Origin of the sequence: Spiroplasma clarkii (genome assembly GCF_002795265.1) — a bacterium.
Classification (GTDB): Bacteria; Bacillota_I; Bacilli_A; order Mycoplasmatales; family Mycoplasmataceae; genus Spiroplasma_A; species Spiroplasma_A clarkii.
The window spans coordinates 884,726-901,397 of sequence record NZ_CP024870.1 but is presented as its reverse complement, the minus strand read 5'-3'; the positions used below and the strand labels follow the sequence as shown (position 1 = coordinate 901,397).

The following is a 16,672-nucleotide window of genomic DNA, read 5'->3' as shown; positions in this document are numbered from 1 at the left end:
AATGATTGGCATAGTCTTAGTTTCTCATTTAGAAGAAATTGCCAGTGGTATAAAAAAACTTCTTCAAGAGTTCAACAAAACTGTAGCAATTACGTTTGCTAAAACCAATGGAGCAATTGGCACTACTTTTGAAGCAGTTCAAGCAGCTATTGATGAAAATCCAGCAGAAGAAATTTTAGTTTTTTATGATTTAGGAAGTAGTAAGATAAATGCCCAATTAGTTATAGATTTGGGTTCAACAAAACAAATTTGTATTTTAGATACTGCTCTGCTTGAATCTGCTTTCTTAGCAACAAACCTTATTGGTTTTGATCAAGATTTTAAAACAATTATAGCAGCTCTAAGAGCAGAAGAATTAAAATCAAAAACTAATTTATAAAACAAAAGAGGATTAAATCCTCTTTTTAAAATTTAATTACCTTGATTTAAATAAATTCAAGTAAAACCTATGTAATAAGAATTTTTTAGGGCAAGTTTTCATTTTTTTTAAAAAAAGAGTAAAATATTTATGTTTAAAGGAGTTAGTTATGAAAATATTTTCATTTGTTGTCAATACATTATTTTTATTAGTTGTTATTCAACTAATTATTTTTGCAATAAGAGTTACTTTTATTTTAAGTTGGTATACCACAATTGATCAAAATTTAATGTTTAATAAAATGTTCAAAGTGGATTGAGCTACAACTGGTGTAACTTTTTATGCAAATTTTTGAAATACTTATGCTGGATATATGTATGCAGCAGTTTTATTCTTCATAATTCTTTTAGGATGAGGAATTTTTAACTTAATTTTTGAAAAAAGATTAAAAAGAATGGTGAAAATTAATATTAAACATAATAAGTACTTAACTCAATATTGTCCTTTCCTCTCATGAACTGCAATTTTTTTAGGTTCTTGTGGTTTATTTTTAACCTTGGCCTACATTTTTACATATGTTGGTTCAAGCATCACAATTACTGCTGACAGAAATTACACAATTACTGGAGCAATCAAAGCTGCAATTACTGTTAAGGTAAACGGTGCTAAAGATACATATTATTTTGATGTTGGCTGAGAATATGCTCTTTACCCTAAATACATAGTTAATCTTACTTATTTAGTGATTGCAGTTTTTGGGTTAAACTATTTATTAGCAATTTTTTATCATTATAAGTTAGAATTTGATCCTAAAATAAGCAGTGATCCAAAATTATTGGGTTGAAAAATGCCAGCAAATATTCCAGTAGAACCTATAAAAAAACAAATTCAAGATATTAAGAGTATAAAACACTTTGTTTATAATAGTACACTTTGAATTAGTGCCGATCTTCCCAAAGATAGCAGTGAGGAACTTTTAAAAGAAACTTATTTAAATTTAACTAGTACCAGAAAACAAGAATATGCTATGTTACGAGAATATGCAAAAGACCATTATTATGAAATAACTATTAAAGATAGAAGCCTTAAGGTTGCTGTTTTTCCTTTTGTGATGGAACCAACTCAAGTTTTTGAGTGAGTCAAAACCAAGCTCTTTTTAAAAAAAGCACAAAAAATGATTGCAATTTGTTATTTTAATTTTGCAATTCAATTGTCAATTTCTTTAGAAAAAAACTTAAAAGCTTTTCAAGCCACAAGGCAAGTAGACTTGCTTCAAGTGCCAGCATTTGTTAAAAAGCTAGCACAAATTGGTGAAAAAGTGGTTAATGATTTTATGAAAGAACTTGAACTATTTGTAGCAGACCACTTTAAATATCTTAACAATTATGGTTTTGGATATCTTTATAATTTTGCAGGAGAACTTCCACACTTTGCCAATGTTTTAGATAGTGTTGAAGAATTATTTACAGAGTATGATCTAACTATTGCAAAATTAGCCAAAGCAAAAGGGGTTCAACCCCCAGAAACTATTTTTACACTTGATGAAGCAGAAGTAACCCAAGCACTAACTGCTTTTAAATTAACAAAAAAAAGTAGTTTTAAAGAATACCATTACAAATATAAGCAACTATTGTATAAAAACCATCCCTCAAATCTTCATTGGCGAGAAACTGCCAGTCTGGATTTAACAAGCATGAATAATTATAAAACCGTCTTAGATAAATACTTTGCCAATAAAAAGGCTGAAGTTACTAACAAATATTTACTAAAATAAACCTAAAATAGTGGTTTTACACTTCTTTGAGAACTTTAAAAAGATTAGTTATTAGTTTTTTTGGGTTTTGACAAGAATTTAATAAAATGGCAAATAAAAACCAGTAATTTGCATTTTACACTCAATAGAAACTGTAGCTATCAAAACAAATTTGGACTTTTAGTAATTTTAATACAACTTTTAATAAATTGCTAGTTTAATAGGAGTGCTTTTTATATCAACTTGAGTATTTTTTCTTAAAAAAGATAAAGTTTGATTGAGCTCAGACAGAGTTGTTTTTAATTTTTTGTGGCATATCTTCAGGTTTCACTCCTTCATTTTCAAGAACAACTTTTGATTTGTAGAGCATTTCATTATCAAATTCAATCATACTATAATAGTTATCACCAAGTGATGCGATAAGGTTACCATCACAACATTGAATTATCATAATCTCTCGTCTAGGTATATTTAATGGTGTTGTGAAATTGCATATAAAGTACTTTTTCTTTTCATAGGTAACAGTTAGATCTCTTGCAACCACTCTAATTGATTTGTGTCCCAAAATAATATTTAGATCTCCCTCAAATTTTTTGAATGAATTTGTAGTAAAATCTTTTTGAAGGGTTACAACATGATTATTTAAATACTCAACAAATTTTGGTAAGACTAGATTGGCCTCATTAATATTTGTGACTTTATTTTGTTCCATAAAGGTAGTGATTGTACATTTAATGGTTTTTCAGAGCCTTTCAATCCTTGGTTTGAATTGTGGTGAAATTGATGATTGGATGTCAATACCTAAGTTTTTAGCTACAAATGCAAACTGAATTCGAGAATCTTCGGGCGAAGATTCTTTTTTTTCACTCCAAAAAGTTCTGCGTTTGTCAGTTCTTAGCACTTCAAAAGTCCCATAATTTTTTAAGACCGGTTTCAAAGCATTGAAATAACCTTCAGTAGTTTCTTGATGATCAAAATATAATCCTAAAACCTCTCCACTTGCCTCATCAATATAACCATGCAATGCCCAAATCTCCTCATCACTGAATCTTCAAAATGTAGCATCAGCTTCAACAACATGACCACGCCTTTGGGTTCTTGGCCTTGCAATATGGATATTTTCTTTTGCTCTTTCTGTAGCTGAGGAGGGAACCAGTAGACTTTGAGGTCTATTTTTCAACTCTTCTTCTTTTGCTAACAATTTGATAGTTTTTTTATGTGCCAGTTTTGAGCAATGATTTTTAGATCTTAAAATATTGTAAATATATGAATAACTCACCCACTGATAGTCATATCTTTTATCTGCTTTTAAATAGCGCATAAAATCCCTAAAATTACAGTTTAAGTACTCATCCCTAAAAATCCTGCTAATCTCTAGTGCTTGCATATGGGTTCGCTTTTGAGCATGCTTATTGTTTTTATTTTTGTGGATAAAGAAGGCCTCACCAATTTCTTTGTATTTTTTAATGGCATCATAAAACCATGATCTACTGCCACCACTTTTTATCAAAAGTTCTCTTTTGGCTGCTTTATCCCTGGATAAAGCAGCCTCCCTAATAATATCTTGTATATGTTTGTTGGTTTTCATTTGTCTTTTACCTCTATAATTTCTTTTCATTTTTATTCCCTGATTTCCTTTATTATTATAATAAAGTCCAGTTTTGTTTTGATAACATTTAGTCCTTTTTTGTTTTGATAACAATGGTAATTTGCATTTTACACTCACTAGAAACTATAATCTTGAAAATAGTAGTGTATAATATAGTTGTTAATAATTTGCTATGATAAATTATTAAAAATGCTAATATCAAAAAATAAGAAAGTAAGTAGAATGATTGGTAAATTTTTTTAATATCAAAAAAAATTTACGACCAGGAATTTGAAAAAATATGTGTTGGAAGGAGAGTTTATGAAAAAGTTATTAAAATTACTCGGAAGTATTACCTTGTTGATTACTTCAACCACAGTGACAAGCTGTACAATTAATTTTAAATATGGTAACAATAACACAGATGATAATAAACCACCAGGGTTTCTTGAAACTAACACAAATAATTTAAACTCTTATAAAAATGGGGCTGAATGATTGAGATATGAAAGTTATCGTCAATTTAATTATCTAGACCAACGTTTTGTTACATCAACAGTTGCTCCAATTGGCACATATGTGAAAAAAGATGATGAAGTAAAAGTCTATCTAGATTTAACAAAAATGACCTCTGCTGAAGTAAGTCTTTTAACAGGGAATGATACTGTTTTTCTAATTGGGCTTGATGGTGAATGACAATCTACACTATCTTTACCTGCTTTTATTAATACTCAATCTACATCAAGGGCTGGTATTACAGTTGAAAGTTATGAAGAAAAGGATGGTCAACTTATTTTAAAATTTATAGCACCAAAAGATGGTTTACTATACCAAAGAATTGCAGCAACTTTAAATATAGTAAAGGTTGTTGTAAATGATGTTGAAGATGATATTTCAAAAAAAGTGTTAGTTTATGATAGGGATGCTCGATCAGCAGTTTTTGATGAAAATTATAGAGGTTTTTGAAATGAAATCTATGAACAATTAGATCAGTTTGTTGCTGATGAATATAATGTTCAAAAACAATTTACTGAGAGAACTCCAATGGTTATTTTTAAATCAACAAAATTTAATTTTGTCATCGACATGCCAAAATTATTTTTAATACTAAAAACAGCTGAAAAAGATGGAATTGATTATCGAGACAATAATTTAAATACATTTCTTGATGTTATGGATAAAAATTATGAATTAAATAGTGAACTATATGGAATTAGTTCAAAAGGAATTGGTGTCCATAATTTTGAATTTGATTTTCAAAAGATTAACATTTTTTTAAGTGATAACAAACCTACTACATTTGATGCTCCTGTAGCTGAAAATTATATTAATTTTCACTCAAGTTTACCACCAACGTCAATGGATTTTGAAGCACTATTAGAATCTGAACCAGGGTTTTATAAAAACCAATAGTTTGCTTTAACTTTTACAGGAAAGGGTGGACAAGGTTATCATGAAACAAACTTAGATAGTGCTTTAAAAAATTACTTTAGTCAAGATATTTCAAAATTCACCAATGCTGTTGGTTATGTTAGACAGAATGCAACTCTTTTACTTGATAAATGAAGAGATGTAACACCAAATCTTAATACTATTGGTATTACACAATTCTTGTACAAGACTGACTTTAGTAATGGTGCACAATTTTATGATGCAGTCTTTAATTCAGACTTGTTTAAAGCTGATCCATCATTTTTGGAAGGTATTAAACAAAATGCTCTTTATCAAAAGCCAAATGAAGATGGTGAGATTGTTTATGGAATAACAAATAATCATAAAGCAGATGTTATAATAACGGAAACAATTTTTTGAGACCAACTAATATTGGGTTTAGGAAGTGATTTTTTAGCAAACTTCAATAATTATGCTCGTTATTATAGAAAAAATATCTTAGATAAAATTGCTGCAAAAGAAATTGAATATAAAGATGATGCAACTGCTGAAGGTTATGAACCAAAATACCGAGCAATTTTAGATGTTATTATGGAATTGGTTACAAAAGTTTCACAAACAAATTTATCTTCTTTTTTTGAAAAATGAGGTTTACAAATACCCACAGAAGTTCAAGAAATTGCTTCAGCTTATGGAACAGATTATGGAAATGACATGTTTAAAATACTTTTAGATCACGATTATTCAGGATTAGATAATATTTCTACTTGAAAAAACAATGTCCTACAAGGTTTTTTAGTACCTGGAATTAGTGAGAAATTAAAACCATTTAAATCATGAGGTGAAATTGGTGGAGAATTAACAGCTGTTGAAGTTACAGAAGACAAAAGATTATTCCCTCGTGCTGAGGGAAGACAAATTGCAGTTTTAAAAACTTTCAAAAACTCAACACTGCCAAATATTAATTATCTAAGTAGTGTTCCCTTTGAAGAAGACCCAGAAAGTTCAGAACTTTTCCCAACTTACATTAAAATTAGAGGAAATGTTGAACAAAATGATGGTGCAAACAAGCATAGTATGCATATATGAGATGACAGAGAAGCTCAAAAAATAAGAATAAGAACTTATAACCCTCCAATTAATAATATTGATGGAGTCTTTGTAGAAGTAAAATTACTTGATGAAAATAATGAAATAATTCAAAGCCGAGAAATTGAAGGGAAGAATATGACTCTAGATTCAATGGACTGAGATTATCAAGAGGGGTACACTCTACAAATTAATTTCCTGCAAGATGGTTTTGAACTTGAAGGAAATCGTGGTTCAAAAATATTTGATCATAATAGTAAAACTTTTATACCAATTAAAGATTTTACTAATTGAAATGGTGATTCACATGAGTGAAAAATGACTTTGTAATTTTTTGTAGACTCAGATTTTAACTAAATTGAAAATAGATTTTTAAGTCTAGAATGCTTTTTTTAAAATATTATAATACAATTATTCTATGGGGGAATGTTGATTATGAATGAGTATTCATTAAGTCAAATTATGCGTAAAACTTTTACAACCTTATCTCAATTAAAAAACTATGTAAAACATGGTCTTTTAGATGATTCAATTTTTGAAGATAAAGTCTTAATGACTCCTGAGCAAGTTAAAAGAATTTATGAAATTAAATTATTTATTAATATGAACTTTTCTTTGAAAGAAATTCAAATAATTTTTGCTAATGCAACCAAAAGCAATATCCAATCAATTTTTAAATATTATTATGCGTTGCACTGAATTGATACTAAAAGTTTTTATATGGAATTCGACAGAATAATTTGTGAAGACAATCTAGAAAAACCATTTTCAACTTTAAGTTTTAATTTATTGAGTAATTATGCAATTACTCCATCAATATTGACAATATTATTTTCAGCAAAAAAAGAATGGTATCAGAATGAATCAGATAAATTTTTTATAAAAAATTTTCGCAAGCAAGTTTATAAACATTTTACTGACTACAATAGTTCAAAGTATGATGACATTTCTCAAAGATTAACTTCCATTTTTGAAGAATTTTTTACTTTTTTAATTTCAAAAGACCTTACTTCATGGTTATATTTTTATGCATTTATTCATTGAATCACCTGGGCCCCAAGATACTTAAAAGAGATGAAGAGATTAACAAAGATTAATTTTAGTAATGAAATTCGTGAAATGGCATTAAATTGAATTATTTTGAGGACAAACTAGTACTGATATGATATCAGTACTTTTTTTAACTACACTTTTAAATTGCAAAGTTTTAAAATGACAATGAGGAGGAAAATTATGGAAATAAAAATTTATGCACCAGTTGATTGTGATGTTTTACCAATCACTGATTGTGATGATGATGTGTTTGCCAAAAAAATGATGGGTGATGGCCTTGTCTTGATTCCAAAAAGTAATGAGTTCAAATCATTCTTAGAAGATGGATCAGTTGCTCTAATTTTTGATACTAAACATGCAATTTTTTTTGAAACACAAGCTGTGAAAATTTTAATGCATATTGGTATGGACACAGTAGCTTTAAATGGGAAACCATTTAATGTTAAAATCAAAAAAAATCAAAAAGTTGATTTAAAAACAAGTGTTGTGGATGTTGATTTTGAAAAAATCAAAGAACAAAAGCTTTCAATTCAAACTCCAATTTGTTTTGATTCAGAAAATCTTAAAAATATAGATATAAAAATATTAAAAAAATCAGCAAAACAAGGGGAATTGATTGCAACTGCTCAAGTGGAGTTGCAAACAACACAAACTAAACCAAAAGATGAATTGTTTTTAGAAGAGTATCTTTCAAAATATACTCAAACAGCTCAACAATTAATTGAGTTAGTTGGTGGTAATTCAAACTTTACCAAAGTTTATAATTGTATGACAAGAGTTCGTTTTTTAGTTAATGATTTGTCAAAAATTGACCAACAAAAAATTAAAAAAATTGAACTTGTCAAGGGAACAAATTTAAATGGAAGTGAACTCCAAGTAATTATTGGAGGGGAATGTTATAAAGTTAAAGATGAAATTGAAAAAATTCGCAGAGGTGATTTAACTGGTAAAAGTAAAGTTGAAGTTAAAAAGCCACCAGTTTACAAAAGAATTATGACTGCAATTTCAGGAGTAATGGTCCCATTAATTCCACCACTAATGGCAGTTGGAATCTTTAGTGCTTTGTACTCTGTTTTATTGCAAGCAAATATTATTGTTGACTATGGAAGTACAAACAACCCAGATGTTTGGTCAACAATCTTTTATGTTTTAAGCAAAGTTGCTCTTAATTTAATTGGGGTTATGTTCTGTTATTCAGTTGTAGCATATTTTGGAGGTAATCCAATCTTTGCAATTCTAGTAGGATTGACTTTATCTTCAAGAATTTTATTAGCAGGAGTTAGTGCACCAGTTGCAGACCCTGGGTTTGGACAATTTATTGTAGATCCAACCAAGGGAATTAGTGGATGACTTTTATTTAAAATTTTAGATTATCCATTTGTTGTTACAGCATATGAAGGTAGTGTTTTACCATATGTTTTTGCAGCATTTATTGTAATTTTTGCAGATAAATGAATTAAAACTTGAATGCCTACAAGTGTTGATATCATCTTTAGACCATTCTTGGTATATTTTTTAGCAGTTATACCAACATTATTTATCTTTGGACCATTATTAGGTCTAATTGAAATGGGTTTAAGTCAAGTTGTTATGACCTTTGAAAAAGATGTTACAGGAATTGGAGTAGGACTATTTGCCTTTTTATGATAAATATTAGTACTAACTGGAGTTCATGTGGCAGTTTATATGACTGTAATGATTGGAACTATTTTGCAAGACCCTGTTATACCAACCACAATTTTGACAGCAATTGGAGCGGCCACATTTGCTCAAATGGGCGCAACTATTGGAGTTGCTATTAGAACCAGAAATGCTCAACTAAGAGGTGTGGCCTATGGAAGTATTCCAGCTGCTGTTTTTGGAGTTACAGAACCACTTATTTATGGGGTTAACCTACCAAAACTTTGACCATTCTTAATGGGATGCATTGGAGCATTTTTTAGTGGAATGCTTTTAAAATGGTTTGATGTCACAGCAGTAAGACCTGGTGGGTCTGGAATCTTTGCAATCCTTAGAGTGGAAGGTTGAAAAAATCAAATTTTAGTAGTAGTTTCATGATTAATTGCCATTGGGGTGGCTTGTGGACTTACAATACTAACATATGTTGAAAAAATTGATGAATATAAATATTCAAACCGTTTAACAAGAAGAATCAAAGCCAAAGCTATAAAAATTTTAGTTGCAAATGGTACCAGCACAGAAGTTGCTAAACAAACTTGTGATGAAATTGGGGTTGAGTACTTACATCTTGTTAAAGAAAATCAAGAGTTGTTTAAAAACTATATGAAGTTTTTAACAACAAAAACAAGTATTGAAACTAAATTAATCAAAGTAAAAAATCATGAAGAAAATCTTTTAAAAGCAAAATATAAAAAAGCTTTAAAATTAAAAAACAAAATAGATAAAGTTGATAGAAACTTAGTTGTTAGTGCTATTGCAGATTACCAAAACTTTAATCTTGATGCAGCAAAAGGAGTTTTACAAGCAAAACTTGATGAATTATTTACTGCAAACCAACAGTTAGAAGTAAATTATCAAGAAACTGTCAAAAAATTGACCAAAGCATACCAAGAAATGCTTGATAAATATATTAAAATTACTGATGCCACAATGTTTTTAAATTACAAAGCTGGCTATTTCAATGCTATTAATGCTTGCGAAATAAATTACGGGATAATCGATCCAGATGTAATTGCCTTTTCAAAAGCTGAAAAACAACAACTAAAAATATTATCAATGGCTAAGTCAGGAGGAAATTAAAAATGAAAAAACTAACATTTCCAAGTAAATTCTTACTTGGAGGAGCTGCCTCGGCAAGTCAGTATGAAGGTGCTTTTGATGCTGATGACAAGGGTTTAAGTATTGCAGATTTTAAATTCTATGATCCCAACCTAGACCGTAAAAAAATCAATATTGATGCAATTGAATTCTTTGAGGATTCATTTGCAGAAGTTTTACAAAATACTGGTGACAAAATCTTTGCTTATCGATGAGGAATTGATTTTTACAATCGCTATGAAGAAGATATCAAACACTTTAAAGCAGTAGGAATGAATTGCTTTAGAACTAGTATTGCTTGAAGTCGAATCATGCCTGAAGAAGGGGTCATTAATCAAAAAGTAATCACCCACTATAAAAAAATCTTTCAAGTTTGTAAAGATAATGGGATTGAACTTGTGTTAACTTTATCACACTATGATTATCCCTTATGATTAACTCAAAAATATAATGGGTTTTTAAACCCAACAGCAATTGATAAATTCTTAGAATATGCAAAGGTTGTTTTTACTGAATTTAAATCATATTGCACTTACTGACTAGGGTTTAATGAAATTAATGTAACTTCACACTCTGCTTATACTGGAGCTGGAGGAGTATTACCCAGAGGTGATAGAAAAAATCAACAAATGCATTATCAAGCAATACATCATCAGTTTGTGGCACAAGCAAAAGTGGTGAAATTAGCTCATGAAATAGATCCAAATTTAAAAATGGGAAGTATGATGGCGGCTGTTCAAAGTTATCCAGCCACTTGCAATCCTCAAGATGTCTTAGAAAATCAAAACTATTTGCACATTAATAATGATTTTTACTTTGAAATGGTTTGTCATGGGGAATACCCACAATACATGTTAAATTGATTTAAAGAAAAAGATATTAATTTAAAAATTACATCAACAGATCTTGAGATTTTAAAAGCAAATCCAGTTGACTATTTAAGTTTTTCTTATTACACATCTTCAATTATGGGTAAAGAATTAGCTGAAAAGGGTTCAGGAAATATTTTCTTTGGAGGTAAAAATCCTTATTTGAAAGCCTCAGAATGAGATTGACAAATTGACCCAATCGGTTTAAGAGTGGTTATGAACAACTTGTATGATCGTTACCAAAAACCATTAATGATTGTTGAAAATGGTATTGGGGTTGATGAGAAATGAGATGACAAAAATAATCAGTTAAATGATGAATACCGTATTGATTATTTGAAAGAACATTTAAAAAACCTTTTACTAGCAATTGAAGATGGAGTTGAGTGTCTTGGTTATACCACTTGAACTGCAATTGATTTAATTTCTGCATCAACTAAAGAAATGTCAAAACGTTATGGTTTAATTTATGTAGATCTAGATGACTATGGTCAAGGAACTGGTGCTAGAAAAATTAAAGAATCAGGAAAATGATTTAAAACTATCGCTGACTCAAATGGTGAAAAACTTTGAGACTAAGTTAAACTTAAAATGATACTTAGAAAATAGACATTAATGTTTAAAACCCACCAAATGGTGGGTTTTTACTAGTTTTGAGTTAGATTTTTTTATATTCTTTATTTTTTAGACTTGTAGAGTAACTCACTTTTAGACACAGAAGCTTATTAAATGTCCATAATTAAAAACTAACTTTTTGAATAATCATGATAAAACTTAAAAATTATAGAAAATTATTTGTGATATGCTAATCCGTAACTCTTTTATGATTTTTATAAAATTTATATTGAGTCAGTGTAAATTTTAAAGTCTAGAATGTTTTTTTTAAAATATTATAATACAATTATTCTATGGGGGAATGTTGATTATGGATGAGTATTCATTAAGTCAAATTATGCATAAAACTTTTACAACCTTATCTCAATTAAAATACTATGTTAATTATGGCCTTTTGCCACACACAATTTTTGAAGACAAAATTTTAATGACTCCTGAGCAAGTTAAAAGGATTTATGAAATTAAATTATTTATTAACATGAACTTTTCTTTAAAAGAGATTAAAATAATTTTTGATAATGCAACTAAAACCAATATTCAGTTAGTCTTAACACACTATTATGCTCTACACTGAATTGCGACTAAAAATTTTTACTTAGAGTTTAACAGAATTATTTGTGAAAACAATCTAGAAAAGCCATTTTCTACTTTAAGTTTTAAGTTATTAAGTAATTTTGCAACTACTCCAACAATTTTAACAATCTTGTTTGCTGCAAAAAAAGAGTGGTATCAAAACGATTTTGAAAAAAAGTTTCTAAAAAATTTTCGCAAGCAAGTTTATAAACATTTTATTGACTATAATAGTTCAAAATATAAAGAAGTTATTAAAAGTTTAGAATTAGTTTTTGAAGAATTTTACGATTTTCTAGTTTCAAAAGAACTAGACTCATGACTTTATTTTTATGGATTTATTCATTGAATTACTTGAGAACCAAGATATTTAAAAGAGATGAAAAGATTGACAAAAATTAATTTTAGTACTGAAATTTGTGAAATTGCATTAAAATGAATTATTCTAAGAACAAATTAGTACTGATGTAACATCAGTACTTTTTTTCCATATTCTTTTAAATTACGAAGTTTTAAAATGACAATGAGGAGGAAAATTATGGAAATAAAAATTTATGCACCAGTTGATTGTGATGTTTTACCAATCACTGATTGTGATGATGATGTGTTTGCCAAAAAAATGATGGGTGATGGCCTTGTCTTGATTCCAAAAAGTAATGAGTTCAAATCATTCCTAGAAGATGGATCAGTTGCTCTAATTTTTGAAACTAAACATGCAATTTTTTTTGAAACACAAGCTGTGAAAATTTTAATGCATATTGGTATGGACACAGTAGCTTTAAATGGGAAACCTTTTAATGTTAAAGTCAAAAAAAATCAAAAAGTTGACTTAAAAACAAGTATTGTGGATGTTGATTTTGAAAAAATCAAAGAACAAAAACTTTCAATTCAAACTCCAATTTGTTTTGATTCAGAAAATCTTAAAAATATAGATATAAAAATATTAAAAAAATCAGCAAAACAAGGGGAATTGATTGCAACTGCTCATGTGGAGTTGCAAATAACACAAACTAAACCAAAAGATGAATTATTTTTAGAAGAGTATCTTTCAAAATATACTCAAACAGCTCAACAATTAATTGAGTTAGTTGGTGGTAATTCAAACTTTACCAAAGTTTATAATTGTATGACAAGAGTTCGTTTTTTAGTTAATGATTTGTCGAAAATTGATCAACAAAAAATTAAAAAAATTGAACTTGTCAAAGGGACAAATTTAAATGGAAGTGAACTCCAAGTTATTATTGGAGGGGAATGTTATAAAGTTAAAGATGAAATTGAAAAAATTCGCAGGGGTGATTTAACTGGTAAAAGTAAGGTTGAAGTTAAAAAGCCACCAGTTTACAAAAGAATTATGACTGCAATTTCAGGGATTATGATGCCTTTAATTCCACCACTAATGGCGGTTGGTATTTTTAGTGCTTTATATGCTATTTTATTACAAACAAATGCTATTGCAGACTATGAAAGTTCACCAAACCCAGATGTTTGGTCAACAATCTTTTATGTTTTAAGCAAAGTTGCTCTTAATTTAATTGGGGTCATGTTCTGTTATTCAGTGGTCTCATATTTTGGAGGAAATCCAGTTTTTGCAATTGTTGTTGGACTGACATTATCTTCAAGAATCTTACTTGCAGGAGTTAGTGCTCCAGTTGCAGACCCTGGGTTTGGACAATTTATTGTAGATCCAACCAAGGGAATTAGTGGATGACTTTTATTTAAAATTTTAGATTATCCATTTGTTGTTACAGCATATGAAGGTAGTGTTCTACCATATGTTTTTGCAGCATTTATTGTAATTTTTGCAGATAAATGAATTAAAACTTGAATGCCTACAAGTGTTGATATCATCTTTAGACCATTCTTAGTTTATTTCTTAGCAGTAATACCAACATTATTTATCTTTGGACCATTATTAGGTCTAATTGAAATGGGTCTAAGTCAAGTTGTTATGACCTTTGAAAAAGATGTTACAGGAATTGGAGTAGGATTATTTGCCTTTTTATGACAAATATTAGTACTAACTGGAGTTCATGTGGCAGTTATTATGACTGTAATGATTGGAACAATTCTACAAAATCCAGTTGTGCCAACTACCATTATGACTGCAGTGGTTGCAGCTACTTTTGCTCAAATGGGTGCAACTATTGGAGTTGCCATTAGAACCAGAAATGCTCAACTAAGAGGTGTGGCCTATGGAAGTATTCCAGCTGCAATTTTTGGAATTACTGAACCAATAATTTATGGAGTTAACTTACCAAAACTTTGACCATTTCTATGTGGATGTTTAGGGGCTTTCTTTGGCGGAATGTTCTTAAAATGATTTGATGTTGCAGCAGTAAGACCTGGTGGAATGGGAATCTTTGCCATCCTAGTAGTTGATGGTTGAAAAAATCAAATTTTAGTAGTAGTTTCATGATTAATTGCTATTGGAGCAGCTTGTGGATTTACTATACTAACTTATGTTGAAAAAATTGATGAATATAAATATTCAAACCGTTTAACAAGAAGAATCAAAGCAAAAGCTATAAAAATTTTAGTTGCAAATGGCACTAGCACAGAAGTTGCTAAACAAACTTGTGATGAAATTGGAGCTGAATACTTACAGCTTGTTAAAGAAAATCAAGAGTTGTTTAAAAACTATATGAAGTTTTTAACAACAAAAACAAGTATTGAAACTAAATTAATCAAAGTAAAAAATCATGAAGAAAATCTTTTAAAAGCAAAATATAAAAAAGCTTTAAAATTAAAAAACAAAATTGATAAAGTCGATAGAAACTTAGTTGTTAGTGCTATTGCAGATTACCAAAACTTTAACCTTGATGCAGAAAAAGGTGTTTTGCAAGCAAAACTTGATGAATTATTTGCTGCAAACCAACAATTAGAAGCAAATTATCAAGAAACTGTCAAAAAATTAACCAAAGCATACCAAGAAATGTTGGATAAATATAGTAAAATTACTAATGCCACAATGTTATTAAATTACAAAGCTGGTTATTTCAATGCTATTAATGCTTGCGAAATAAATTACGGGATAATTGATCCAGATGTAATTGCCTTTTCAAAAGCTGAAAAACAACAACTAAAAACATTATCAATGGCTAAGTCAGGAGGAAATTAAAAAATGAAAAAACTAACATTTCCAAGTAAATTCTTACTTGGAGGAGCTGCAGCAGCAAATCAGTATGAAGGTGCTTTTGATGCTGATGGCAAAGGTTTAAGTATTGCAGATTTTAAATTCTATGATCCCAATCTAGACCGTAAAAAAATCAACATTGATGCAATTGAATTCTTTGAAGATTCATTTGCAGAAGTTTTACAAAATCCAGGTGATAAAATCTTTGCTTATCGATGAGGAATTGATTTTTACAATCGCTATGAAGAAGATATTAAGCACTTTAAAGCAGTAGGAATGAATTGTTTTAGAACCAGTATTGCTTGAAGTCGAATCATGCCTGAAGAAGGGGTCATTAACCAAAAAGCAATCGCACATTATAAAAAAATCTTTCAAGCTTGTAAAGATAATGGGATTGAACTTGTGCTAACTTTATCACACTATGACTATCCTTTGTGATTAACTCAAAAATATAATGGGTTTTTGAGCCCAGTAGCAATCGATAAATTCTTAGAATATGCAAAGGTTGTTTTGACTGAATTTAAATCATATTGTACTTATTGATTAGGGTTTAATGAGATTAATATGACTTCGCACTCTGCTTATACTGGAGCTGGAGGAGTGTTACCAAGAGGTGATAAAAAAAATCAACAAATGCGTTATCAAGCTTTGCATCACCAATTTGTAGCACAAGCAAAAGTAGTGAAATTAGCTCATGAAATAGATCCAAATTTAAAAATGGGAAGTATGATGGCTGCTGTACAAAGTTATCCAGCTACTTGTAACCCACAAGATGTCTTAGAAAATCAAAAGTTTTTACATGTTAACAATGACTTTTACTTTGAAATGGTTTGTCGTGGAGAATATCCTCAATATATGTTAAAATGATTTAAAGAAAAAGACATTAATTTAAAAATTAACCCTGCAGATCTTGAGGTTTTAAAAGCAAATCCAGTTGATTACTTAAGTTTTTCTTACTATATGTCTTCAATTATGGGTAAAGAATTAGCTGAAAACAGTTCTGGAAATATCTTCTTTGGAGGTAAAAATCCTTATTTGAAAGCTTCAGAATGGGGTTGACAAATTGACCCAATTGGTTTAAGAGTGGTTATGAACAACTTGTATGATCGTTACCAAAAACCATTAATGATTGTTGAAAATGGTATTGGGGTTGATGAAAAATGAGATGACAAAAATGATCAGTTAAATGATGAATACCGTATTGATTATTTGAAAGAACATTTAAAAAACCTTTTACTAGCAATTGAAGATGGAGTTGAGTGTCTTGGTTATACCACTTGAACTGCAATTGATTTAATTTCTGCATCAACTAAAGAAATGTCAAAACGTTATGGTTTAATTTATGTAGATCTAGATGACTATGGTCAAGGAACTGGTGCTAGAAAAATTAAAGAATCAGGAAAATGATTTAAAACTATCGCTGACTCAAATGGTGAAAAACTTTGAGACTAAATTAGACTTAAAACAATGCTTA

Annotated in this window: 12 protein-coding genes; 11 read left to right on the top strand and 1 reads right to left on the bottom strand. The window is 29.3% G+C overall.

From position 1 onward, the window contains the following. Position 1 precedes the first annotated feature (1 nt). Together SCLAR_RS04025 and SCLAR_RS04020 are read left to right on the top strand one after the other, a co-directional pair. Entirely contained in the window at positions 2-379 is a 378-nt protein-coding gene (locus tag SCLAR_RS04025) for a PTS sugar transporter subunit IIA domain-containing protein (RefSeq protein ID WP_100254648.1), read from the top strand. A 148-nt stretch (positions 380-527) separates the two neighbouring features. Then, positions 528-2,132 carry a hypothetical protein gene (locus SCLAR_RS04020; RefSeq protein WP_100254647.1) on the top strand — a complete coding sequence of 535 codons (1,605 nt, stop codon included), beginning with the start codon at positions 528-530 and terminating at the stop codon, positions 2,130-2,132. 196 nt (positions 2,133-2,328) lie between these two features. On the opposite strand, the gene SCLAR_RS04015 is transcribed toward SCLAR_RS04020, so the two are convergent. Further along, positions 2,329-3,729 carry a DDE-type integrase/transposase/recombinase gene (locus tag SCLAR_RS04015; protein WP_100254646.1) on the bottom strand — a complete coding sequence of 467 codons (1,401 nt, stop codon included), beginning with the start codon at positions 3,727-3,729 and terminating at the stop codon, positions 2,329-2,331. Positions 3,730-4,020: 291 nt separating this feature from the next. Between SCLAR_RS04015 and SCLAR_RS04010 the strand changes: the two genes are divergently transcribed. From SCLAR_RS04010 to SCLAR_RS03970, 9 genes are all read left to right on the top strand, one after another. Continuing rightward, positions 4,021-5,112 carry a hypothetical protein gene (locus SCLAR_RS04010; RefSeq protein ID WP_100254645.1) on the top strand — a complete coding sequence of 364 codons (1,092 nt, stop codon included), beginning with the start codon at positions 4,021-4,023 and terminating at the stop codon, positions 5,110-5,112. 198 nt (positions 5,113-5,310) lie between these two features. Next, positions 5,311-6,510, top strand: coding sequence for a hypothetical protein (locus SCLAR_RS04005; RefSeq protein ID WP_100254644.1), 1,200 nt, complete (start codon positions 5,311-5,313; stop codon positions 6,508-6,510). Positions 6,511-6,615: 105 nt separating this feature from the next. Then, complete coding sequence (locus SCLAR_RS04000) at positions 6,616-7,335, top strand: MerR family transcriptional regulator (protein WP_100254643.1); 720 nt, start codon at positions 6,616-6,618, stop codon at positions 7,333-7,335. A gap of 78 nt (positions 7,336-7,413) precedes the next feature. After that, positions 7,414-8,883 carry a glucose PTS transporter subunit IIA gene (locus tag SCLAR_RS03995; RefSeq protein ID WP_169921848.1) on the top strand — a complete coding sequence of 490 codons (1,470 nt, stop codon included), beginning with the start codon at positions 7,414-7,416 and terminating at the stop codon, positions 8,881-8,883. Between the two features lie 24 nt (positions 8,884-8,907). Next, positions 8,908-9,993: a PTS sugar transporter subunit IIABC family protein gene (locus SCLAR_RS03990; RefSeq protein WP_100254641.1), complete on the top strand. Its 1,086-nt coding sequence runs from the start codon at positions 8,908-8,910 to the stop codon at positions 9,991-9,993. 2 nt (positions 9,994-9,995) lie between these two features. Continuing rightward, entirely contained in the window at positions 9,996-11,459 is a 1,464-nt protein-coding gene (locus tag SCLAR_RS03985) for a glycoside hydrolase family 1 protein (protein ID WP_100254640.1), read from the top strand. A gap of 346 nt (positions 11,460-11,805) precedes the next feature. Continuing rightward, positions 11,806-12,525 (top strand): MerR family transcriptional regulator, encoded by a 720-nt coding sequence (locus SCLAR_RS03980; RefSeq protein WP_157795141.1) that lies wholly within the window; start codon positions 11,806-11,808, stop codon positions 12,523-12,525. 78 nt (positions 12,526-12,603) lie between these two features. Further along, positions 12,604-15,183, top strand: a complete 2,580-nt coding sequence (locus SCLAR_RS03975; RefSeq protein ID WP_169921847.1) for a PTS glucose transporter subunit IIABC — start codon at positions 12,604-12,606, stop codon at positions 15,181-15,183. A 3-nt stretch (positions 15,184-15,186) separates the two neighbouring features. Continuing rightward, positions 15,187-16,650 (top strand): glycoside hydrolase family 1 protein, encoded by a 1,464-nt coding sequence (locus SCLAR_RS03970; RefSeq protein WP_100254637.1) that lies wholly within the window; start codon positions 15,187-15,189, stop codon positions 16,648-16,650. Positions 16,651-16,672: the final 22 nt, after the last annotated feature.